This window comes from Lysinibacillus sp. BPa_S21, assembly GCF_023337795.1.
Taxonomy (GTDB): Bacteria; Bacillota; Bacilli; order Bacillales_A; family Planococcaceae; genus Lysinibacillus.
Window position 1 is genome coordinate 12609 of record NZ_JALIRS010000017.1, and the last position, 23545, is coordinate 36153.

Annotated in this window: 17 protein-coding genes, 1 pseudogene and 1 riboswitch; of the genes and pseudogenes, 12 read left to right on the forward strand and 6 right to left on the reverse strand. The window is 37.3% G+C overall.

Annotation, left to right across the window (positions count from 1 at the left end):
- Nucleotides 1-116: 116 nt before the first annotated feature.
- Nucleotides 117-1562 (forward strand): response regulator transcription factor, encoded by a 1446-nt coding sequence (locus MOK21_RS21455; protein WP_249075993.1) that lies wholly within the window; start codon nucleotides 117-119, stop codon nucleotides 1560-1562.
- Between the two features lie 439 nt (nucleotides 1563-2001).
- On the forward strand, nucleotides 2002-3507 hold the full coding sequence (locus MOK21_RS21460) for a catalase (RefSeq protein WP_249075994.1): 1506 nt from the start codon (nucleotides 2002-2004) through the stop codon (nucleotides 3505-3507).
- Between the two features lie 655 nt (nucleotides 3508-4162).
- Here MOK21_RS21460 and thiC read toward each other — a convergent pair.
- Nucleotides 4163-5941, reverse strand: coding sequence for a phosphomethylpyrimidine synthase ThiC (gene thiC, locus MOK21_RS21465; protein WP_249075995.1), 1779 nt, complete (start codon nucleotides 5939-5941; stop codon nucleotides 4163-4165).
- Nucleotides 5942-6077: 136 nt separating this feature from the next.
- Nucleotides 6078-6192: riboswitch (TPP riboswitch) on the reverse strand.
- 212 nt (nucleotides 6193-6404) lie between these two features.
- Nucleotides 6405-7334 carry an AEC family transporter gene (locus MOK21_RS21470; protein ID WP_249075996.1) on the reverse strand — a complete coding sequence of 310 codons (930 nt, stop codon included), beginning with the start codon at nucleotides 7332-7334 and terminating at the stop codon, nucleotides 6405-6407.
- 439 nt (nucleotides 7335-7773) lie between these two features.
- Between MOK21_RS21470 and MOK21_RS21475 the strand changes: the two genes are divergently transcribed.
- On the forward strand, nucleotides 7774-9432 hold the full coding sequence (locus MOK21_RS21475; protein ID WP_249075997.1) for an S-layer protein: 1659 nt from the start codon (nucleotides 7774-7776) through the stop codon (nucleotides 9430-9432).
- A 139-nt stretch (nucleotides 9433-9571) separates the two neighbouring features.
- On the opposite strand, the pseudogene hepT reads toward MOK21_RS21475, so the two are convergent.
- Both hepT and mntA read right to left on the reverse strand, forming a co-directional pair.
- Nucleotides 9572-9947: pseudogene (gene hepT / locus MOK21_RS21480) on the reverse strand (type VII toxin-antitoxin system HepT family RNase toxin).
- On the reverse strand, nucleotides 9940-10353 hold the full coding sequence (gene mntA, locus MOK21_RS21485) for a type VII toxin-antitoxin system MntA family adenylyltransferase antitoxin (protein WP_374110272.1): 414 nt from the start codon (nucleotides 10351-10353) through the stop codon (nucleotides 9940-9942). The pseudogene hepT and the gene mntA overlap by 8 nt, the downstream one beginning before the upstream one ends.
- Nucleotides 10354-10636: 283 nt before the next feature.
- On the opposite strand from mntA, the gene MOK21_RS21490 reads away from it, so the two are divergent.
- The 4 genes from MOK21_RS21490 (at nucleotide 10637) to MOK21_RS21505 (ending at nucleotide 14717) form a co-directional block, all read left to right on the forward strand.
- Nucleotides 10637-11941, forward strand: a complete 1305-nt coding sequence (locus tag MOK21_RS21490) for a hypothetical protein (RefSeq protein WP_249075999.1) — start codon at nucleotides 10637-10639, stop codon at nucleotides 11939-11941.
- 427 nt (nucleotides 11942-12368) lie between these two features.
- Entirely contained in the window at nucleotides 12369-12629 is a 261-nt protein-coding gene (locus MOK21_RS21495) for a FeoA family protein (RefSeq protein WP_374110273.1), read from the forward strand.
- Entirely contained in the window at nucleotides 12626-13351 is a 726-nt protein-coding gene (locus tag MOK21_RS21500) for a FeoB small GTPase domain-containing protein (protein WP_249076000.1), read from the forward strand. Before MOK21_RS21495 ends, MOK21_RS21500 begins: the two co-directional genes overlap by 4 nt.
- Nucleotides 13323-14717 carry a nucleoside recognition domain-containing protein gene (locus MOK21_RS21505; protein WP_374110274.1) on the forward strand — a complete coding sequence of 465 codons (1395 nt, stop codon included), beginning with the start codon at nucleotides 13323-13325 and terminating at the stop codon, nucleotides 14715-14717. Before MOK21_RS21500 ends, MOK21_RS21505 begins: the two co-directional genes overlap by 29 nt.
- A 59-nt stretch (nucleotides 14718-14776) precedes the next feature.
- Here the strand turns inward: MOK21_RS21505 and MOK21_RS21510 are convergent, their stop codons facing one another.
- Nucleotides 14777-15532 (reverse strand): DeoR/GlpR family DNA-binding transcription regulator, encoded by a 756-nt coding sequence (locus tag MOK21_RS21510; protein ID WP_249076002.1) that lies wholly within the window; start codon nucleotides 15530-15532, stop codon nucleotides 14777-14779.
- Nucleotides 15533-16004: 472 nt separating this feature from the next.
- On the reverse strand, nucleotides 16005-17441 hold the full coding sequence (locus MOK21_RS21515) for a rhamnulokinase (protein WP_249076003.1): 1437 nt from the start codon (nucleotides 17439-17441) through the stop codon (nucleotides 16005-16007).
- Nucleotides 17442-17599: 158 nt separating this feature from the next.
- Between MOK21_RS21515 and MOK21_RS21520 the strand changes: the two genes are divergently transcribed.
- The 5 genes from MOK21_RS21520 to MOK21_RS21540 all read left to right on the forward strand — a co-directional run bounded on the left by MOK21_RS21520 (nucleotide 17600) and on the right by MOK21_RS21540 (nucleotide 23386).
- A complete protein-coding gene (locus tag MOK21_RS21520) occupies nucleotides 17600-18277 on the forward strand; it encodes a class II aldolase/adducin family protein (protein WP_249076004.1) in 678 nt (225 codons plus the stop codon).
- A 62-nt stretch (nucleotides 18278-18339) separates the two neighbouring features.
- Nucleotides 18340-19782, forward strand: a complete 1443-nt coding sequence (aldA, locus tag MOK21_RS21525) for an aldehyde dehydrogenase (protein ID WP_249076005.1) — start codon at nucleotides 18340-18342, stop codon at nucleotides 19780-19782.
- 58 nt (nucleotides 19783-19840) lie between these two features.
- Nucleotides 19841-20917, forward strand: coding sequence for an MDR/zinc-dependent alcohol dehydrogenase-like family protein (locus MOK21_RS21530; RefSeq protein ID WP_249076006.1), 1077 nt, complete (start codon nucleotides 19841-19843; stop codon nucleotides 20915-20917).
- A 343-nt stretch (nucleotides 20918-21260) separates the two neighbouring features.
- The gene (locus MOK21_RS21535; RefSeq protein ID WP_249076007.1) at nucleotides 21261-22547 is read left to right on the forward strand and encodes an MFS transporter; all 1287 of its coding nucleotides are present in this window, start codon (nucleotides 21261-21263) and stop codon (nucleotides 22545-22547) included.
- A 59-nt stretch (nucleotides 22548-22606) separates the two neighbouring features.
- On the forward strand, nucleotides 22607-23386 hold the full coding sequence (locus tag MOK21_RS21540; protein ID WP_249076008.1) for an SDR family NAD(P)-dependent oxidoreductase: 780 nt from the start codon (nucleotides 22607-22609) through the stop codon (nucleotides 23384-23386).
- Nucleotides 23387-23545 lie beyond the last annotated feature (159 nt).

Consider the following 23545-nt stretch of genomic DNA (forward strand, 5'->3'; position numbering starts at 1 on the left):
CAGAAAATAGGGAATTTTAAAAGAGAAAACATGAATTATTTCAGAATTTTTGTTATTTTAATAATATAATAGTATTTTTTTATGAAACTAGAAAATTTTAAGGGAGGTTTGCCGTTTTGAAGTTGTTATTAATTGATAGAGACTCCACTGATCTTTCAGGAATCCGTTGGTTTTTACATACATATTTTCCTGGCGATGTAACGATTGAAATAAGTACAACTATTAATGAAGCACTTCAAAGTATCCAGCAATTTGAGCCTGAGGTGATACTACTCAATATTGACCTATTCTCGAATAATCGTTTAACTGCACTTTATCGTGTTTTACAAAAACATTCCGGAACTATTTTAGCTATGACAACAGAGCCATTGTTTAAAAATGCATTAAAAGCAATCGACTTACAGGTCGCACATCTCTTCGTTAAACCAATTGATTTAGAAGTATTAAAGCAAAAACTCACCGCTATTTCCCTTCGAACACCCAAGGCAGAAATAGTGTATCAAGAAGCTACAGATGAATCTTTTTACTATCAACTTTTTTTAGATAGTAAAACTAATACGCTAGAGCCAAATATCCATTTCACAATGATCGAGCCCGAGCATTCCGAAATGTTTACCAAACTATACAACTGGCTTCAGCAAACGCCTATTTATTCTAGTATGAGGATTTATCCTTTATCAGAAAAAATTGTTTGTCTATTCCAAACAAATGATTTAGAGAAGGATGTTCGTACATTAATGAAGGAATGGCGAGTAACAAATAATAGCTCTTTAAATATCGGCATTTATGATGGGGAACCGACTACCATGAAGAATATGTATACCTTAACAAAGCGGGCACTCCATCAAAGCTTTTACGAAGGCTATGGACACATTTTTTATGCAAGCAAACAATTGGAAACACAGCCCTTCGATCCTTTGCTAACACCCGAAGAACAACAATTACTAATAAGTAGTTTAGAGGACGGCAATATTGAGGCTGTCAAAGCATTTTTATATCGACTATCTAACGAGGGAATTTATTACAAGCAAGATGACTTACGTATTCATCTAACAAGTGTTTTGGCACAAATTCGACGCTTTATGCTGAAGTATAAATTACATGAAAAAGCCGCAATTGAGCAAAATTATCGTCAGCTTTTCCATTTAATTATTGAACATCCTATATTTTATACCATTCTAAATAGCATCATATCATTTACACAAAGACTGATTGAATTAGCTCGTGAGGCACGAATGGAAAAACGGGCTGACTATGTAGAACTGGCCATAGAAATTATCGACCAACAATTTCAGGATAGTGGGTTATCTTTACCTTTCGTCGCCCATAAATTAGGGATTAGCCCCAATTATTTAAGTACCATTTTTTCAAAGAAGCAAGGCTTGCCATTGAAGCGCTACCTACAGCAGGTCCGCATTCATAATGCTACAAAGATGCTTGTGGAAACGGATTTTGCTATTAGTGAAATTGCCTATTTAAATGGTTTTGATGATTCGAATTATTTCATTAAAATTTTTAAACAGCACATCGGAATTACGCCTCATCGTTATCGTAAAGCGTAAATGGGCTCAATGGATTCTTTACGTTCGACTTGCGCTTTGGGAGAAAGTGTTTTTATGCTTCATCCTTCGGTCCTCTACTAGCTTGCTTCAGAGGACCGGTAGTCTCCTAGTCTTCATTGCCATCAATATTTTTTCAATTAACATATTTTATTTTCAATAATAATAAATAAACAAGAGAATTCTTTTTAATTTCTTTTATTCTTGTTCTCTCTCTTCTTTATAACTTATTCAAATAATTCTCGAAAACGTTTAGAAAAACTAAATTTGTGGTAAAAACTATTCATAAATTCTATAAATCTAGCATATATTTATAGTTTATATCTTACTATAAGAATTCTTTAACGATAATTATTATAATTTACTAGCAATTCTAGTTTGTATTTGTTATAGTTATTGATGAAGAGTTTGACTCACAATTTTCTTTAGGAGGTAAACTAATATGACAAACGGAAATGATCGTAGCCGTCGATTTACAACAGCAGGTGGTGCTCCAGTAGTAAGCAACCACGATTCAATGTCAGCAGGTCCTCGTGGTCCTCTATTACTCCAGGATGTATGGCTAGTTGAGAAATTAGCAAACTTCAATCGTGAAGTTATTCCTGAACGTCGTATGCATGCTAAAGGTTCAGGTGCATTCGGTACTTTCACTGTAACGCATGATATTACTAAATATACAAAAGCAAAAATTTTCTCAGAAGTTGGGAAAAAGACTGAAATGTTCGCACGCTTCTCAACAGTTGCAGGTGAACGTGGTGCAGCAGATGCTGAGCGCGATATTCGTGGCTTTGCACTTAAATTCTATACTGAAGAAGGTAACTGGGATTTAGTTGGTAACAACACACCTGTATTCTTCTTCCGTGATCCTTTACACTTTACAGATTTAAACCACGTTGTAAAACGTGACCCACGTACAAATATGAAAAACGCGAATTCAAACTGGGATTTCTGGACTTCATTACCTGAAGCGCTTCACCAGGTAACAATCGTCATGTCTGACCGTGGTATTCCGTCTGGATACCGCAACATGCATGGTTTCGGTTCTCATACTTATAGCTTTATTAATGCCGAAAATGAGCGCGTATGGGTTAAATTCCACTTCCGTACAGAGCAAGGCATTAAAAATTTAACTGGTGCTGAGGCTACTGAAGTAATCGGTAATGACCGCGAATCTTCACAACGCGATCTTTATGAGGCAATTGAAAAAGGCGATTTCCCTAAATGGAAAATGTACATTCAAGTAATGACAGAGGAACAAGCTCGAGAATTACCGTATAACCCATTTGATTTAACAAAAGTATGGTATAAAAAAGACTTCCCATTAATTCCTGTGGGTGAATTCGAGTTAAACAAAAATCCGGACAACTACTTTGCTGAAGTTGAACAAGCTGCATTTGCCCCATCTAACATTATCCCTGGTATTAGCTTCTCTCCAGACAAAATGTTACAGGGTCGTATCTTTGCGTATGCAGATGCACAACGCTACCGTTTAGGTGTAAACCACTATATGCTTCCTGTAAACGCACCAAAATGCCCATTCCGTTCATTCCACCGCGATGGTGCTATGCGTTTCGATGGCAACCTTGGTTCAACTTTAGGTTACGAACCAAATAGCTATGGTGAATGGGAGCATAATTTAGACTATAAAGAGCCTGAATTACGTATTGACGGTCATGCCGGTATCCATGACTTCCGTGAAGATGACAACAACTACTTCGAGCAGCCAGGTAAACTATTCCGCCTAATGACTGCCGAAGAGCAACAACGCCTATTCGAAAATACTGCTAATGATATGGCATCAGTTGAAGAGTTCATCAAACGTCGTCACATCCTTCACTGCTATTTAGCTGATCCAGCATATGGTGAGGGTGTAGCAAAAGCTATGGGTCTTTCATTAGAAGGTATGGACCTTTCAAATCCATACGAAAAACAAGCAACAAACGTTTAATTCTCCACTTATTATTGATATCCAAATCCAACTTTTCCTCCATGTGAAGGCATCTTCACATGGAGTTTTTTTATCTTAATTACAAAATAAGGATTCATCACTATAATGTGTGGTTGATTTCCGTTCCGACTGGGCGCTTTGCCGCTGCCGCTTCGCTTTCGCGCAGATAAAACATTTGTTGCTGACGCTTCGCTTTCGCTACAGAAAACATTTGTTGCTGTCACTTCGTTACACTACGCTTTCGCACAGAGCAAAGCTTCCTGGGGGCGTCGGGGCAACAGATGTTTTTTGCGCGAAAGCGTAGTGTTAACGCAGCGGCAGCAGCAGGATGTTGGTCACGAAGGCGTTATCACAGGATGTGATGCTCTTAGCCTTAGTTCCCCTATCGCTGATCCCCAAGGAGTCGCCCAGCCTCCACTCCAATCAACTTATATCAACGCATCACTTCCACGCAGATAAACAATGCGTCCGGATTTTAATTGTGCCTGCGCAATTCATTCCTTTGAAAATCCGTGACCCGCCGAAGGTTTTATCTTCATTAATTAGGTGTTTGCACAACCATAGAAAGGGAACCACATCCGCATTCATCTCCTCACCTTTGGCATTAACCAAAATGAAGCTTGTGCCTAATTTAGACACAAGCCCATTCTAATAATTATTGATAAATTTGACTGCCTGCTTTTTTAAATTCCTCGGCCTTTTCCTGCATCCCTTGGTGAATCGCTTCAGTCGTATTTAAGTCTTTTTCTTTTGCATAATTACGAATATCCTGTGAGATTCTCATACTGCAAAACTTAGGTCCACACATTGAACAGAAGTGCGCCGTTTTTGCCCCTTCCGCAGGCAAGGTTTCATCATGATATTCGACTGCACGTTCTGGATCCAGCGATAGGTTGAATTGATCGCGCCAGCGGAATTCAAAGCGTGCCTTAGATAGTGCATCGTCACGCTGCTGTGCTCCCGGATGCCCCTTCGCTAAATCTGCAGCGTGTGCAGCAATTTTATACGTAATAACCCCTACACGAACATCCTCGCGATTCGGTAAACCAAGATGCTCTTTTGGCGTCACATAACATAGCATTGCCGTACCATACCAGCCTATCATTGCAGCACCGATGGCCGATGTAATATGGTCATAGCCAGGAGCAATATCTGTTGTCAGGGGCCCTAAAGTATAGAAAGGGGCTTCCTTACACACTTCTAACTGCTTATCCATATTTTCTTTAATCAGATGCATCGGCACATGCCCTGGCCCTTCCACCATCACTTGGACATCATGCTCCCAGGCAATTTGCGTTAATTCTCCTAACGTTTCTAGCTCTGCAAACTGAGCCTCGTCATTTGCATCCGCAATAGAACCAGGACGTAAACCGTCACCTAAAGAGAAGGCAACATCATAGGTTTTCATAATTTCACAAATTTCTTCAAAATGAGTATATAAGAAGCTCTCTTGATGGTGATATAAACACCACTGAGCCATAATCGAGCCTCCCCGAGACACTATGCCTGTTACACGACTAGCCGTTAATGGCACATAACGCAGCAATACCCCTGCATGAATCGTGAAGTAATCAACGCCTTGCTCAGCCTGTTCGATTAACGTATCACGATACACCTCCCACGTTAAATCCTCTGCCACACCATTTACTTTTTCTAGCGCTTGATAAATCGGTACCGTCCCTACTGGCACCGCGGCATTACGGATAATCCATTCACGTGTCGTATGAATATGCTTACCAGTTGATAAATCCATAATGTTATCAGCACCCCAGCGTGTAGCCCACGTCATTTTTTCTACCTCTTCCGCAATAGAGGATGACACCGCCGAATTGCCGATATTGGCGTTAATTTTTACGTGGAAATTACGTCCAATAATCATTGGTTCGGCCTCAGGATGATTAATATTTGATGGCAAAATAGCACGCCCTGCCGCAATCTCTGAGCGCACGAATTCAGGGTCCATATTTTCACGAATCGCCACAAATTCCATTTCTGGAGTAACAATCCCCTTTCGAGCATAGTGAAGCTGCGTTATATTTTTACCTTTCTTCGCACGCAAAGGCTTTCTAGATAAATCAGGAAAAACGTTTTCTTTCATTCGTGGATCATCAGCATTACGGAATCCATTGTCTTCTGGCTTGATCGTACGACCTTCGTATTCTTCAACGTCACCCCGTTCTCTAATCCATGCACTACGTAAAGCTGGCAATCCTTTCGTAATATCCACCTTATACGCTGGATCAGTGTATGGACCACTCGTATCATAAACACGTACTGGCGCATTTTCCTCTTCCCCAAAGTCTCCTGTCGTCGGACTTAATGCAATTTCACGCATTGGCACTAAAATATCTGGTCGTGATCCTTCTACATAAACTTTTTTACTTCCATCAAAACTAGACATAATCGTAATATTCTTGTCGCTAACTGTTGTCATAAACTACTTCGCTCCCTTTTACATTTATACAAGGACCGAATCTAGCTAACCCCAACAAAAACAAAAGCCGAATCCAAATAATAATTTTGGATCCGGCTAAGAATGTAAAGGTAAAGTTATTGCAAATAACATAGAGTGCAATAATGGTTAACTTTCCCACGCTGGTATGAGCCAGATCAGGTCCAAAGGGTCAAGAAACCTCTAAGCGTTTCCCTCTCAGCCTGACTCATCAGACTCCCCTAGTTAATGCTATTAAGTTTGATGTTAGTGTAGCAGATATTGCTAATAGATGGAAGCTTCATTTTATTATTTTTGGTACATTCACCAAGAGTCAGCGTCAGATGAGACTCTAGAAAGCAAGCACATAGGCCCTCAAGAAACGTTATTGTGATGAATTCATTTTTATATGAACACTTTGAAGATTTATCGGAACAATTACAGTTTTTATCGACTTTTATAGCTGTTAGGTAAACAACAGTTCCGCTACATAAATCACGATCGTCACCGTTATACAGCTTACGATGGTTGAAAATAAAACTGTTTGTGCAGCAGTTGCTGATTCTACGTCATATTCTAATGCCAGACTAGAGCTATTACGCGAAGTCGGGAACGAACTAGCTATAAAAAGTGATTGTGCCACGACACCATCAAGACCAAGCGCAAAAATGATAAGCAATGCTACGGTAGGCCCTAAGATTAGTCGTGTAAAACAGCTTATGTATACCATCTTATTGAACATGGATTTGATTTCAAGTTGTGATAGTTGTGCCCCTAAAGTTATTAACGCTATAGCAATAAAGCCATCTGCCACATGGTCGATCGGAATTCTTACAAACTGCGGAATAGCGATATTAAAATAGTTCATTGCCACACCAATAATAAGCGCATGAATAATAGGCATTTTGAGGAAGTCTTTTATAATTGACATGCCCGATTTTGTTGAAGAAATTAAATTGTACAAGCCATAAGTATAGGTCGTCATATTTTGAAATATGACAAGAATGACCTGAATCGCTACTCCAATCGGCTGGGTCACAAAAATCATTTGCGCAACCGGGATACCATAATTGCCTGAATTAATGAGGACAACACTATTTTTAAATACAGCTGCCTCTGTTTTTACTAATCTGAGTCCCTTTGCTAGAAAGTGACTAAGCACCATTTGGCTTCCTATGAAAAGTAGAATAAATAACGCAACCTCACCAAGCACAGACAGCTCTATACTCGTTTCATATAGGTTCACAAAAACAGCTGCTGGCATGAAGCAATATGTAATAAGTTGAGATAATGCCTTTAAATTAAAGCGAAATTTCTTTTGTAAAACTGCCCCCAGTACTAGAAGCACTAATATCGGAGCTACAATTTGGAAAAAAATCATACCGAGATACATCATAGTGATGCCCCCCTTTCGTAGTGCTATTTTTACACCTGGTCAATGGACTGAACCAACATCTACTATATTACGTAAAAAATAATTTACTTTCATGCAAACTACAAATTCTTGTCATTCTTTTGGATTTCTATTCATATTATTGATAGACTCTGAAATCTTTGGTAGCTCTTCGTGTTAATCGTTTAAAGCAATACTCCAACACCCCTCCATTTTCAAATATATCGATAGCGAAAAGAGGGCCGCACCACATTGAAGGACTTATCGAATTAAGTAGATTTTTAAGGGCTTTCAGAATTTCAATCACATTACCCAGAAGGTCTAAATTATATAAAAGAGGACTATTTATCCATTTATTTTTTATCACCTTAGTAAAACATGCCCTTCGTATACCAATATATAGAAACATATGATATATTATCTACTAAATACTAAGATTGGAGTGATTTACTTGAAAAATAAAGCGATATCGACTTTTATGGCAACAGCTATTACGGCAACCTTAGTTCTGCCAGTTGCATCTGTTCACGCTGCTTCTAATGATTCGTCTTTAAACCACTCAATTCAAATTGATGGGCAGGTAGCTGCAGCCAAAGCAAAGGGACAAACCGTTACCATTAACAATATCACTAAAGATAAAGTACGTACATCCAACGGCCAATTTAAAATCAGTCAGTCGCTGAAGCCACTCTTAAAGACATCAAATAGCACTGTATTGGCAAATGCCGAAGCTACTATAGTCGTAAAGAACGGTGAGATTACAAGTATTACGTCACTAACACTTACTAAATCTGGTACGAACAATAAAGCGATGTATTTTGATGGCGGTGACGCACAAATTGACGGAAGCCTAACTGTAAATGCGGATTATGTAAAAGTTCAAAATGTAACTATTAAAGATGAACTGATTGTAACAAATCGTGTGAAGAAGGCAATTACAATTGATAACGTTGCTATCGGGGATACAATCACGTTTAAACCTTTAATGGCGAGAAATATTAAGTGGTTAAATGTTTCCCTAAAAGATATTAAATCTCCAAACATTAACATGGAGCGTTCAAAAGTAAATGTGATTGCTGATAAAACTATTTCTAAAGTTGATGTAGTAGGTAAAGTTACAGCATTTGAAGTTATCGCTAATGTTGATAAGCTGACAATCGATGTTGAGCAAGATTTTAGCCTTTATGGCGAAGGTAAAATTGAGCAAGTGATCGTTAAGCATGGAGCTAAGGTGGCATTAGATTCGGGCCATCTAATTAACAAGGTGCAGATAGATGATAAAAAAGCCTCTGTAACATTACCTGTGGTGAATAAAACTGAGCTAAGTAATTTAGTAGCTACACCACCGTACGTGGCCGTATCTATATACGGAAATGATGTTTTAACAACGGAAAAATGGACGACGCAGGCTGAACGTACAGCATTCGAATCTGCCGTAAGCAGCGCTAGAACGGTGGCTAATAATTCTAACGCCACTCAGGAACAGGTAAATAACGCTATTACACAATACAGAAATGCATTAGCCGTTTATCAAGCCGCACAAAAAAATGGATCAAAATATGGTTATGGCGATAGGGCTTCACTTCAATCGCTTATTAATTCTGTTCAATATGTAGCTGAATCCTGGGATGGTTTCAACGTCCCTTATGATATGCCTTGGACAACGCCAACTGAGCGAAATGCTTTAGCTTCAGCTGTTTCATCAGCTCAATCAGTTGTGAATAATTACAGCTCTACTCAAAATGATATTGTCTATGCTACAAATAATTTAAACAATGCTATCTGGACTTACAAAAATGCTTATAGGTATGGACCGCATGGGAATAATGTAGATAAATCTAGCCTATCATCTCTTATTAATTCTATCTCTATTTATGAATACGTAGAAGTTTCTTATACAGGAAACGGAACTGATGTTGAAACTACCAAAAAATGGACAACACTGAGTGAAAGACGTCTCCTAGAAGACGCTGTTCAACAAGCTAAAGTGGTAGAAAGTGATCCTTATGCGTATCAATACCAAATTACAAATGCGACTAACGATTTATCTACCGCTTTAATCAGGTATCGAAATGCATCATATCCAGGTTTAAAAAATTAACTAAAAAAGGACTCTGCGCCGAGCAGAGTCCTTTTTTATCTCAAATAAAAATTACATCTAACTCAAAACATCTACCGGTGCAATCGTACTTATTTTTCTCCAGTAGCCTGTTATTTCTTTTATACAAGTAATATTGCCTCTATAAAGTCAGAAAATCACTTAAAAGACTCTCAATAATTGCTTGGAGTATATATAACTTGATAATCGCGCACAGCAATATTGCGGAAGCCTACCATATTCATTAAAGTTTTAGCCAATGCATGGTCAATAATATCGTTTTACTCAAGATACTTGAATGCTTCACGACTCGTTTTAGGCAAACCCAACTTTAAATCACTCACAATATGCATCGCCAAATCAATACTTGCTTCACAGGCACGTTGGATATTTAAAATGATACTATCCTGCTTCGTAAAATCTTGCAAATTCTCTGGATTATCACCATACACCTCGTTGATACGCTTCACACAGCGTTCAATTGTAGCAACCTTATTTAGAATAATATCATTATTCACCATAGACACTACCCCTCTCTTCAATTGCCTTCAGAATGCCCGCACGTTGTTCATTTAACGTCACGTACATGGATAGGGCCTTCATTCGTTCTTTCACAAAGGTGTTTTCATCTTGGCAATCAATGACCCTACCATTTGAAAAAATTTGTGCTGCAAACACTGTATCAACCGTCTTCATATCGACTAAATCAACATCAATATTACAGACCTGTGCAATTTCTCCGGCTAATAGAAAACGTTCATAACCTGAGAGCGATTTATCTGCAAAATACGCAATATCTAAATCACTATCTTCACGAATCAAACCCTGCGCATAAGAACCAAAAACAATAACAAATGCCGGATCAACAGCCGAGGATAGGTTTTCAACAACTACCTTCTGCCAGTTTTGTTGCAAATTAAACACCCCCACTCCTTCTTAAAAATATGATAACAAACTCTACCCTTCATACGATGGTTCTATCCCTCTCTATTAAAAAGCAACCTACTTCTGGTTCAAATTTTCAAAAGTACATAAGACACAAAGTATTAAAAAAATAGATAACCAATCTTCCTATTCACCCAAATTATAGATAAAAAAACCCTAAGCTATGATAAAATTGGTTTATCAACATATATTAGGATATTCCCAACTAACCACGACTCTTTTCGGTAGGTAAATAATAAAGCACTAGGAGGTTCCCCATATTATGAAAAACAAAAGAAAACTAGCCTTACTCGCCTTAGTTGCAGTCCCTTCACTCATCTATACTGCACCTACAATGTCAGCTTCGGCTGCTGATATTACTGGACAGACAAAAGCTGCTTACATATACAATAATAATTATTACTACAACTCTAACGTTGCGAATGTTGTTCAGCTTATTTCAAATATTAATCATACAGCTGCTTCATTTCAAACATCTTTAGAAGCAGCTATCAAAGCCTACAATGCGTTAACTGAAACAGAAAAAATGTATGTTACGAATTATGCAACGCTGTCAGACCATCAAATGACGAGAATTTCGTATCGCAAGCTCGCTGCACAAATTGAAGAAAAATTAGCTTCAGTAGATTCAACCTCTATTAATTACTATCAAAATGTTATGGAGACGAAAGATTGGTACAATACGTTAAATGCAGCACAAAAGACCTTTGTAAGTGCGGAATCACAAAAAATACTGACATCCTATATCACGCCAAATACATCTTTCGATAAAGTGGTCAACAAAATCCAAATGTTAAACTCTTCTCGCATTACCTTCCATCAAGATGTAGCCAATGCTAGAGCTGAGCTTACTGCATTACGCAAATTTACAAACGTCTCTTTACCGGTTGGCGTTGAGCAGCTTTTATTAGATGCTGAACAGCTTGTTGTGAAGGATAAGGCAGCAGCTAAGGAAGTGGAAAACGCCATTGCAGCTTTATCGCCTAAAACATCTACTGCCCAAGATGTACAAGCAGTGAAAACAGCCTTCGAAGCTTTAACGCCTGTGCAACAGCAGCTTGTCCCTAATGTCTGGACTTTAGTGGACTTTGTAAATGGGAAATATAAGCTACCGACTACAGGGAATGGATCAAAAACGCCAATTTTATCGGATATAGCAGCCGTACCTGGTAAAATTACCGCTATGACTAGGAACAAAAATACCTATACAGCAAAAATAAACGTGGCTGACTCGGAAATTAGTACAGAACGCTTCATTTTAACAACAAAATCTAATATGACAGTTATTATTCCACCGCTAGCAACTCTTCTTAATGAGGATACTGGTGTTATGGAAATTCAAATTACACGAAATTTGAATCGTATTACATTCAAAGCAACGTTAAATAACAAACCAGTTGAATTTGAAGCTAATATGGAAATCATTATCGATAATTTATCACCAAATGCCTCCATCGTTCGTACGTTTGACTTTGGCGATCGAGAGCCTGCTGATTACACAGTAGAAGGAAATCGTCATTTCATTCAAACAAATACATCTGATTCATTCCAAATCGTTAGATACTAACCTAATAAACATAACCCTCTGCCAGTTATATTATTTGCAGAGGGTTATGTTTTTTTCAGCTTTGCTAGTTCTTCTATTATGCCTCGGCATAATTTACAACTGCAGCTGACCTACAAAAAATATCTGTTGAAAGACGTTAAAAATTTGATGGGCGCCTGTAACGAAATCTTACCTACATTAATAAATCATAAAGAGGGCCTTTTCAATCATTACATCAACAACTTCGCTCAGTTCCCTTTCCCAACATATCCGCCCAACATCTAATAAAGCAATGTGCCATTGTTCCCTTCTATAGTTTGCTTGAGTTTTTTAAAAAATTTTCAGAAAACCATTGACATTTGTCATAAAACAGGCATAATCATTAATAAAGTTTCCTTAGAGAAACATTATGAGATTCAGGAAATATTATTATAGAAAGGAATAAAAAATGCGTATGGAAAAAACATTAAAACCTCTGTCTGAATGCTCGTTTGGAGATTGCTTTTTAATAAAAGAAATAAACATTAAGGGTCCCTTAAGAAGAAGATTATTGGATTTAGGCTTTGTAAAAGAAGCAGAAATCTCTGTTCTTCGTAAAAGTCCTTTAGGAGATCCCGTTGCTTATCGTGTAAGCAATACGACGATTGCACTACGTCATGAAGAAAGCTCAATGATTCTAGGCGAAATTGTTAGGGGGAATACAAAATGAAAATAAATAGAATCGCTTTAGCAGGAAACCCAAACACGGGGAAAAGCACATTGTTTAATACATTAACAGGATTGAGGCAGCATACTGGAAACTGGCCAGGGAAAACGGTTGTTCATGCAGAAGGATCTTTTGAACACAAAGGAGAGCAATATGTACTCGTGGATTTACCCGGAACCTATTCTCTATTTTCCAATTCAGCCGATGAAGAAGTTGCCAGAGATTATATTGTTTTTGACCAACCAGATGCAACGATCGTTGTGCTTGATGCAACATCATTAGAGAGAAATTTAAATCTTGCGCTCCAAGTTTTAGAAATGACTAATAACGTCATCATTTGTATCAATTTAATCGATGAAGCTGAGAAAAAAGGTATTCGCATTGATGACAGGAGATTAGCCCGCGAGCTAGGGGTCCCAGTCGTAAAAATATCTGCAAGAAATAAAAAAGGTATTAATCGGCTGTTGGATACATTAAATCAGCTGGTGAATGGGTCAATTGTGACAACTCCGTATCGCATGAAATACTCGAAAGAAATAGAGGAAGCCATTACAAAGATACAATTGAAATTAGAAGGTTATTTTGATGAAAAATACCCATCAAGATGGGTTGCCCTTCGCTTACTTGACGGTGATGAGGAATTGATCTTAAAACTGCAAAATCATAAGAATAATAAACAGCACGAGGTGAGAACGAATGGAGTCCCAGTCAGTGTTAAATCATAATTCACTTAAGGCTATTTTAGCTGAAGTGAACGAAGTTTCGAATGAGGATATTCGAGATGAAATCGTTAGTGATATTTATATTAAAAGCAAATCTTTATGTAAAAAGGTAGTATCACAGCAGCCTGCAATGTACCGATCTGATAAATTAGATGAAATTTTCACATCCCGTATTTGGGGATTCCCTATTATGCTTATCTTGCTAGGGGCTGTCTTTTATATTACTATTGCTGGCGCAAACTTACCATCTGATATGTTAGCAAACTTATTTGGCTACCTAGAGGGGAAGCTAACCATTCTTTTTGAAGCAATGCACGCACCAGAATGGCTACACGGTATTTTAATTCTTGGACTATTTAGAGGTACCGGTTGGGTTATTAGTGTTATGCTACCGCCAATGGCTATATTCTTCCCTATGTTCGCTCTATTAGAAAACTACGGTTACCTACCTCGAGTAGCCTTTAATATGGATCGTTTATTCAAACGAGCTGGTGGACACGGGAAACAATCATTAACAATGGCAATGGGCTTTGGCTGTAATGCGGCTGCTATCATGTCTACGAGAATTATAGAATCTCCTCGTGAACGAATGTTAGCCATTTTAACAAACAATTTTGTCCCTTGTAACGGGAGATGGCCAACACTTATTTTATTAGCATCCTTATTTATGGTAACTGGTTTTTCAGGTGCAACAAGTACCCTCGTCACATCAGCCATTTTAATAGGATTTGTTATGTTGGGCGTCGTTGTGACATTAACTGTGTCATGGGTTCTTTCTAAAACAGCTTTAAAGGGTGTACCAACTCATTACACATTAGAGCTTCCACCATTCCGAAAACCAAAGTTCTGGAATACAATTTTAAGAGCAAGTATTGATAAAGCATGGTATGTATTAAAAAGAGCAGTTATCGTAGCTGCGCCTGCCTCAATTTTAACTTGGGTATTCGCTAATATTTACGTTGGTGACACGAGTATTCTAATGCATTTTATTAACTTTTTAGAGCCGTTTGGTCACGCTCTTGGTATGGATGGCTTTATTTTGGCTGCATTTATTCTTGGGCTACCAGCCAATGAAATTGTCATCCCTATCCTGATCATGGCGTATTTATCGCAAGGCGCTATGCTAGAAATCGAGGATTTATCGAAGCTAAAACAAGTGTTTATCGACCAAGGTTGGACTTGGTTAACAGCTTTAAATATGATGTTGTTCTCCCTGCTACACTTCCCGTGCGGAACGACTTTAGTCAATATTTATAAAGAAACAAAAAGTCCGAAGTGGACGTTTATGTCGTTTTTAATTCCAACTGTTATTGCTATTGGCGTAACATGGCTAACGGCGACAGTTGCTCGCGCGTTTGGTTGGGTTTAATGATGGAGGGGGCTGTTTAAAAGCCCCTCTTTTTTTATTCTTTGAAAAAACTAAGGTACTCAATAAATTAACTGGACATTATTTGCTTTTAATTTCTCTATCCATTCTGTGGATGGTTTTTTGTCTGTTACAAGAACATCAATATTACTTAGATCAAATAGTTTTAAAAATGCCGCCTTATCAAATTTAGTGTGATCTACTAGTAAAAGATTGACCTTAGAATTTTTAAGCATAATTTTCTTTAATTCCGCTTCAGGTTCATTAGATTCCGTAATACCATGTTCAAGCGATATCCCCTTGCAGCTAAACACATGAATATCTGCAAAGTATCTATTAACAGTAGCTTCTGCAGCAGGACCAACTAGGGAAAGTGATTTTTTTCGTAACTCCCCCCCAGTTGAAATAATTTGAAAGTGTGAATCGCTAAACTCATTTAATATTTTTATGGAATTAGTGATTAGCGTTAAATCTTGTTTATCATATAGTGCTTTGACCAATTCAAAAGCTGTTGAGCTAGGGTCAACCATTAATTTATCCCCATCTTTAATTAGGTGATGTATTTTTGAAACTATTGATTTTTTAAATTCTATATTGAGAGATGTCCTCGTGCTAAAAGGTAAATCTTCTGAGCCATTCCGGTTTATTACAGCCCCTCCATAAGTTCTTGATACAATTCCCCTTTTATCTAATTTTTCAAGATCTCTTCTAATGGTTTCCTCTGTAACTGAAAATTTTTGACTTAGTTCAGAAACATAAACTTTCTTTTCGATTTGGATTAAATCTATTATTTTTTGCAATCGTTCTTTTGGTAACATAATAAATCCCCATTTTCCTTTTATTTTCTCCTTCAAAAATCGAGATGATAATTTCCAAGCAAAAGCGGAGGAAATATCTCGTTTTGATAAGATATTATTTTCCGTTAGAAAACTGATATTAAAAATTCGATTAGCTCTATAAATGCTATTGCCAATTCTCCGTCGGGAAGTAATATTTCCACTAGTACATATAATGTTTTTCGCTTTGTATAACATTGTACTTAGGAAAGAAGATAATTACAAAAATTAGTAACAGTAGTATCGATCAGAAAATGAAGAGCTTAAAGCGAAAACTCATTATCGTGTTATTACCTAGATAACAATTACGATACGTGAATTTTCGCTTTTTTCAAAGTGTATTCTCTTAAAACTATTCTATCTTTATTCTTCCGTAGATATTTTTGCTAATGATTCTCTCTATTAAACTGGGTAGAGGAAAACTCCTAGAGGAATATATTCTTGAACGGACTAATCACAACCTTTTAGATTGTGGTTCATATGCATTTAAGGAAACAGACTTTTTTATGACACGTCTTATTTCTGAAAGAGTTGAGAACTCTCCCAAAGCAAATAGTTGCATCATAATATTTCCTAGAACACTGGATTCAACAGGACCAGCTACCACTTTCTTGTTTGTTACATTTGCCGTCATTTGGCATAATAACTCGTCTTGAATACCGCCTCCTACCATATGAATCTGCTTTATCTTTTTACCAGTGATACTCTCAAGGTTAAGTAATTGATTGTTAAATTCTTGTGTTAACCCGTTATAGATAGCAATTGCCCACTCACCAAGATTTTCAGGTTTACCTTGTCCTGTAGAGATGCAATAGGAATCGATAGCTTCCATAACATTATCCGGCGATAAGAATAAAGAATGATTTGGATTAATAAAAAAGCTTTTATTCGATAACTTCGCAGCATTAATAATATCAGCAAAATCTATTTTTCCTGTAAACGTTTCATTATAGTGCTTTTTTAATTGTTGCAATAAAAACATGCCATTAATATTTTTAAGAAATCTGATAGTATTTAATACTCCTCCTTCATTGCTAAAAGACTCTTTCAAAGATTTCTTATTAACTATAGGATTTTGGATTTCAAGTCCTAATAACGACCAAGACCCACAAATTAAATATGCACTATCTTCATGTTCTAAAGGTATTCCAGCAACAGCACTAGCAGTATCATGACTTCCTACTGAGATAACAGGAACCGAATTACTCAATCCAATTTTCCTCATATGTTTTTTATCTAACATTCCGTAAATCTCGCCAGGGAAAATGATTTCCTGAAAAAGGTGTTTAGGAAATCCTAATCGCTTAATAATGTCATAATCCCATTGCTTGCCCTCTACATTCAAAAGCTGACTAGTTGATGCAATTGTATATTCCGTCTTTTTGTTTCCTGTTAAAAAATGATTAAATAAATCAGGCATAAACAATAAATATTCAGCCTGTTGATTTAGCTCTGGGTTATTTTTGATTTCAGTGAATAATTGATAAACTGTATTAAAGGGTAAAAATTGTATGCCTGTTTTAGAATAGAATTCTTCAAATTGAATTGGCAATTTTGAAGAGATACCTTCTGTTCTAGTATCCCGATAATGGAATGGCCAATGAATAGGTTTCCCTTCTTTATCTAAAAAACAGTAATCAACTCCCCAAGTATCAATTCCGATACTATCAAATTTCACCATATTCTTCGAAGCCAATTCTAAACCACTCAGTATGTGTTTATACAAAAGTTCAAGATTCCAATGTAAATGATTATTTATTGTAACTGGTTCATTTTTAAAACGATAAATCTCTTCTAAAATGATCTTTTCTCCATCATAAACCCCTGCTATTAGTCTTCCGCTTGATGCTCCAAAATCAAAAGCTAAACATTTTCTGTATTTAGTCATCATAGTCTCACCATCCCTATTTCATTTTACTCCACACCCCGCTCAAAAAACAACATAAACAGACATTAACAAAGAAATATATTTTTGTTTATGTTGACAAAGAAGAATTAAAGACATAGAATCTAATCTAAGATTTAGAAATTAATAAGGAGAGATCTTTAATGAATGTTTCAGAACAATTTTTAAAAGAGCAAATATGTGATATAGGAAAAAGAATGTATATGAAAGACATGGGGGCTGCAAATGATGGAAACATTTCTCTTAAAATTTCAGAAAATTCTTTCTTATGTACCCCTACAGGAGTTTCTAAAGGGTTCATGACCCCAGATATGATATGCAAGATTAATAATCAAGGAGAGTTAATTGAAGAAAATTCATTAAACACAAAGCCATCCTCGGAAATTAAGATGCATTTACGTGTTTATAAGGAACGGCCCGACGTAACAGCGGTTGTACATGCTCATCCCTTATATGCAACTGCCTTCGCTATTTGCGGTATACCACTTAACAAGCAAATCATGCCGGAATCGACTATTTTTTTAGGAGAAGTTCCTATTGCGGAATATGGGACTCCCTCCACAGAAGAGTTACCTAATTCAATCGTTCCTTACCTTCAAAATCATGATGCCATTTTATTAGCCAATCATGGTGCGCTTACTTGTGGTATCGACTTAATGAGTGCGTATTTCAAAATGGAGTCCATGGAATTTTATGCGAAGCTTCTTTATCTAACTTCAGCAATTGGAGAACCAAAGGAGTTAACAAAAGAACAAGTAACAACATTGGTTCAATTACGCGAGGAGAAATTCAAAGTTCCTGGTCGTTTTCCTAATCTCTAGGGATATACAAATAACTAGTTTTTTATTTTTAAAAATACATTTTGCAAGGAGATGTAAGAACTATGAGAAAATATTTACAAATGTACATTGATGGGCGATTTGTTAGTTCTAGCTCGGGTAAGCTAACACAAGTCATTAATCCAGCAACGGAAGAAATTATTTCAGAGGTTCCTAAAGGAACTGTGGAAGATGTACGACTAGCTATTGATTCTGCTGAGAAAGCACAGAAGGATTGGGCCAAGCTTCCTTCGATTGAGAGAGGAAGGTACTTGCAAGCAATTTCTAGAGAAATACGTGAAAATGCTCCGACCTTATCACGCACAATATCAGAGGAAATGGGGAAGACTCTTTCCCTCGCTGAAACAGAGGTCAACTTTACTGCAGATTATATAGACTATATGGCAGGCTGGGCAAGACGCTATGAAGGAGAAATCGTACAAAGTGATAGACCAAATGAGCAAATTTTTATTCATAAAGAACCGATTGGCGTTATAGCTGGTATTTTACCATGGAATTTCCCATTTTTCTTAGTTGCTCGTAAAGCAGCACCTGCTTTAATCACAGGTAATACGATTGTTCTAAAGCCAAGTGATTTATCCCCTAATAATGCGTTAGAGTTTGCAAAGATCATTGATAAAGTAGGCTTACCTAAAGGAGTTATCAATATAGTAACAGGTAGCGGAACGACCCTTGGACAAGAACTGGCTGGCAATTCAAAGATAGGGATGGTGAGTTTAACAGGAAGCTACAATGCTGGTGCTGCTGTTATGAGGGCAGCGGCAGAAAATATTACAAAAGTTTCTTTAGAGTTGGGAGGAAAAGCGCCTGCTATCGTTATGGATGATGCTGATATAGATTTAGCAGTACGTTCAATTGTAGCCTCTCGTGTCATTAATACAGGACAAGTATGTAACTGCACAGAACGTGTTTATGTTCATAAAGACATTGCAGACGAATTTATTAAAAAAGTAACAAAGTCCATGTCCGAGGTAACCTATGGGGACCCATTAATTGATAAAGAAATTGATATGGGACCCCTTTCTAGTAAAGAGGCACTCGAGTCGGTAGAAAAAATGGTACAGGAAGCCGTCACGAATGGGGCATCAATTTTAACAGGAGGTAAGCGCTCTTCTAAGGAAAAAGGTTATTTTTATGAACCAACTGTACTTGTAAATGTAAATAATGAAATGGAAATTATGCAACAGGAGATTTTCGGTCCTGTACTTCCGATTGCTACTTTCAATAACTTAGATGAAGCACTTGAACTAGCTAATGATTGTGAGTACGGTCTAACATCCTCTATTTTCACCCAAAACTTAGATGTAACAATACGCGCAAGTAAGGAATTAGAGTTTGGAGAAACGTATGTTAATCGTGAAAACTTTGAAGCTATACAAGGTTTCCATGCTGGATGGAAAAAGTCAGGTATCGGTGGTGCAGATGGAAGACATGGTCTCGAAGAATATTTACAAACGCATGTTGTCTACCTTCAAAGTAAATATTAAATATAGTAGTAGATATTATTTTTTCTGAAAATATAGATAACAAAAAGGGAGGATAATTATGTCAGATGTTGCTAGTAAAATGAAAGCGGTTGTATGTCATGGTCCTGGTGAATATTTACTTGAAACTGTGAATGTACCTTCTCCTGAAGCAGGTGAAGTTCTTATTAAAGTAGAAGCCTGTGGTATTTGTGCAGGCGATGTAAAAGCTTGGGATGGAGCCCCAATGTTTTGGGGCGGAGAGGATGGACAGCCTAGTTATGTAAAAACTCCAGTCATCCCTGGGCATGAATTTATAGGTACGATTGTCAAGGTAGGTACGAACGTGACAGAGTTTTCTGTTGGAGACCGCCTTATTTCAGAACAAATTGTCCCTTGTAATACTTGTCGATATTGTAAGCGCGGTCAATACTGGATGTGTGAAAAGCATGATATATATGGTTTTCAGTTCAATGTGAATGGCGGAATGGCCGAATATATGAAGTTTCCAGTAAATGCGATTAACCATAAAGTTCCTCATGATTTGCCTATTGAAAAAGCTATTCTCATCGAACCATATGCGTGTTCAATGCATGCAGTAAATCGAGCTAATATTCAAATAGGAGATTTTGTTGTCATCTCAGGTGCCGGAACGTTGGGACTAGGAATGGTAGCAGCAGCTAAGCTACGAAGTCCTGGTACATTAATAGTTTTAGATATACGAGATGATCGACTGGAGCTTGCTAAACAATTTGGTGCAGATATCGTTCTCAACCCTTCAAAGGTGAATGTAGTAGAAGAAATTAAAAATATGACTGAGGGTTATGGATGTGATATTTATATCGAAGCAACTGGTGCACCCGCTAGTGTAATTCAGGGTTTACACGCCATCCGGAAGCTTGGGCGCTTTGTGGAGTTTAGTGTGTTTTCAAGTCCGGTAACCGTCGATTGGAGTATTATAGGTGATCGTAAAGAGCTTGATATTTTAGGTGCGCACTTAGGACCCTACTGTTATCCAAATGTTATTAATGGAATTGCATCTGGCGCACTCCCTACTGAAGGGGTAGTTACTCATAAGCTCCCTCTAGAAGAGTTTAAGAAAGGTTTTGAAATGGTGAAAAGCGGAACAAACTCTTTAAAAGTAATTTTAATACCATAGATAAAAATTGGGTTCCTCCCCAAAAAACAATACATCCAAAGGTTAGGAACCCTTTTCATTTTCGCATAGTTTTGTAGCTGAGCGGCTGCTATCGAATATTTCCCCTCTTACAGTTGAATAGTTAAATACGATTGTAGAGTCTCTTTTTGTAAGCAGACAGTAACTAAATTAAAGATCTCAAACTAGAGCGCCACTTCAAATGGTCACGGCAATTAATCTGTCTGAAGTTAAATCGACAGAAATCAATGGCTAGCCCCCTGCATCCTGCAGGTTTATGGCACAGTTCAAAAGCGTGAGACAATGATCAAGGCGTTATGATAAAAAGGATTAAGGAGGAAACATTATGAATCGTAGCTTAACTGCATCTCCTTCAAAGCAAATCTTTGGTTTACCAATAGCGTTAATTTGGGGATATGTTGCTATTGCGTTCTTTATGACAGGAGACGGAATTGAACAAGCATTTTTATCAAAATATATAGTTGATTTAGGGTTTTCTACTCAACAAGCCTCATTAGTCTTTACTGTATACGGACTCACTGTTGCCGTGGCATCTTGGCTTTCAGGAGTATTGGCAGAGATAATTGGGCCACGTCGTACAATGATCATAGGTTTTGTATTTTGGATTATTTTCCATGTTGGTTTTTTAACATTAGGTCTTGAGCAAAAAAACTTTACTATGATGCTGACTATGTATGGGATACGCGGTATTGCCTATCCGATGTTTATTTACGGCTTTGTAGTTTGGATTGCCTATGCTGCTCCAAAACAAAGATTAGCTTCTGCAATGGGTTGGTTTTGGTGTATGTATTCAGTAGGAGTAGGAGTCTTCGGTACCTATCTGCCAAGCTTTTCGATTCCTGCAATTGGATTTATGGGTACATTATGGTCAGCAATTCTCTTTATTGCCATCGGTGGCTTAATGGCGATGTTTTTAATAAAAGATGACTTTAATAGTTATAAACAACATACGACAAATGAAGGACCACTGCGAGAATTACTAAGAGGGATTACAATTGCGAAAAACCTACAAATTGTTATCGCTTCAGCTGTACGTATTATTAACCAAATCTCACTCTTTGGTTTTGTTGTGATACTACCAATCGTCTTTACAGAACAAATCGGATTTACAATGTCCGAATGGCTGCGTATTTGGGGAGCTGTTTATGCAACAACTATTTTCACAAACCTAATGTGGGGTATTCTTGGAGATAAACTCGGATGGGTTAGACAGGTAAGATGGTTTGGTTGTATAGGTATGGCTATCGCTACATTAATTTTTTACTATTTACCAATATCCTTTGGGCCAAATATTTGGGTTGGCTTATTTGTAGCTATATTCTTTGGGTTTGCCATTGCTGCATTCGTACCAATGTCTGCTATTTTCCCAACACTTGAACCATCCCATAAGGGTGCAGCAGTATCCATGCACAATTTATCAGCAGGCTTAAGTAACTTTGTTGGACCAGCAATTGTAACAGCTGTTGTGCCGATCGCTGGAGTTGAAGGTGCTATTTGGACACTTACTGCATTGTATATAGTCGGCTTTATACTGACATTCTTCATGAAAGTTGATCAAAACTTGAGCAAATCAGCTACTGAAGACAATTCATCAGTCAAAATTGCACATTAAATTTAGATGTAGCCCTATTAATGAAAGCGGTAATATCAAATGAAAGGAAGTGTAAATAAATGAGTATTTTAAATAGATTTAGTCTTAAAGATAAGGTGTCTATTGTAACTGGAGGCGCTATGGGATTAGGAAAAGCAATGGCTCTTGCTTTAGCTCAGGCCGGTTCTCATATCGTCATAGCAGATTTAAATCTAGAGGAAGCCCAGAAAACAGCTGATCAATTCCAGCGTGATGAAGGAATAAACACTCTTGCGATCAAAATGGATGTAACCAATGAACAACAAGTCAATAATATGGTAACCAAGGTATTGAACCATTTCGGTAAAATAGATGTTTTATTCAATAACGCTGGCATTACAATTCATGAAAAAGCCGAAGAGATGTCATTTAAAAATTGGAATAAAGTAATCAATATCAATTTAAATGGAGTTTTTCTAGTATCAAAAGCTGTTGGCAAAGTAATGATTGACCAAAAGCGAGGATCTATTGTGAATATATCCTCTATGTCTGGCATCATTGCTAATACTCCACAATGCCAATCTTCTTATAACACATCAAAAGCCGGTGTGATTATGCTTACGAAAAGTTTAGCAATGGAATGGGCAAAGTATAATATCAAAGTGAATACAATTGCCCCAGGATATATGAAAACAGAGCTAACAAAGCCGTTTTTTGAACAAGGGGGCGACATGATTGATACTTGGATGAATCTAACCCCCATGGGTAGACCTGGGATACCAGATGAACTAGGTGGTATCGCGTTATACCTAGCTTCGGAAGCTTCTTCTTTTGTTACAGGTGGTGTGTTTACTGTGGATGGTGGGTATACTGCTTTGTAGTTGTAGGTTATAGGGAATATTTATAAAGATTCGATGTCTTTTATATGGAATTAAGAAACTAACTACTTGAACATAGCATGCCACTTAATAAAGAGAAATGTTCGGTGAGTGAAAACCACTTTCTTTTAAAAAAACAAGATAGAAAAATGACAAAAGGCA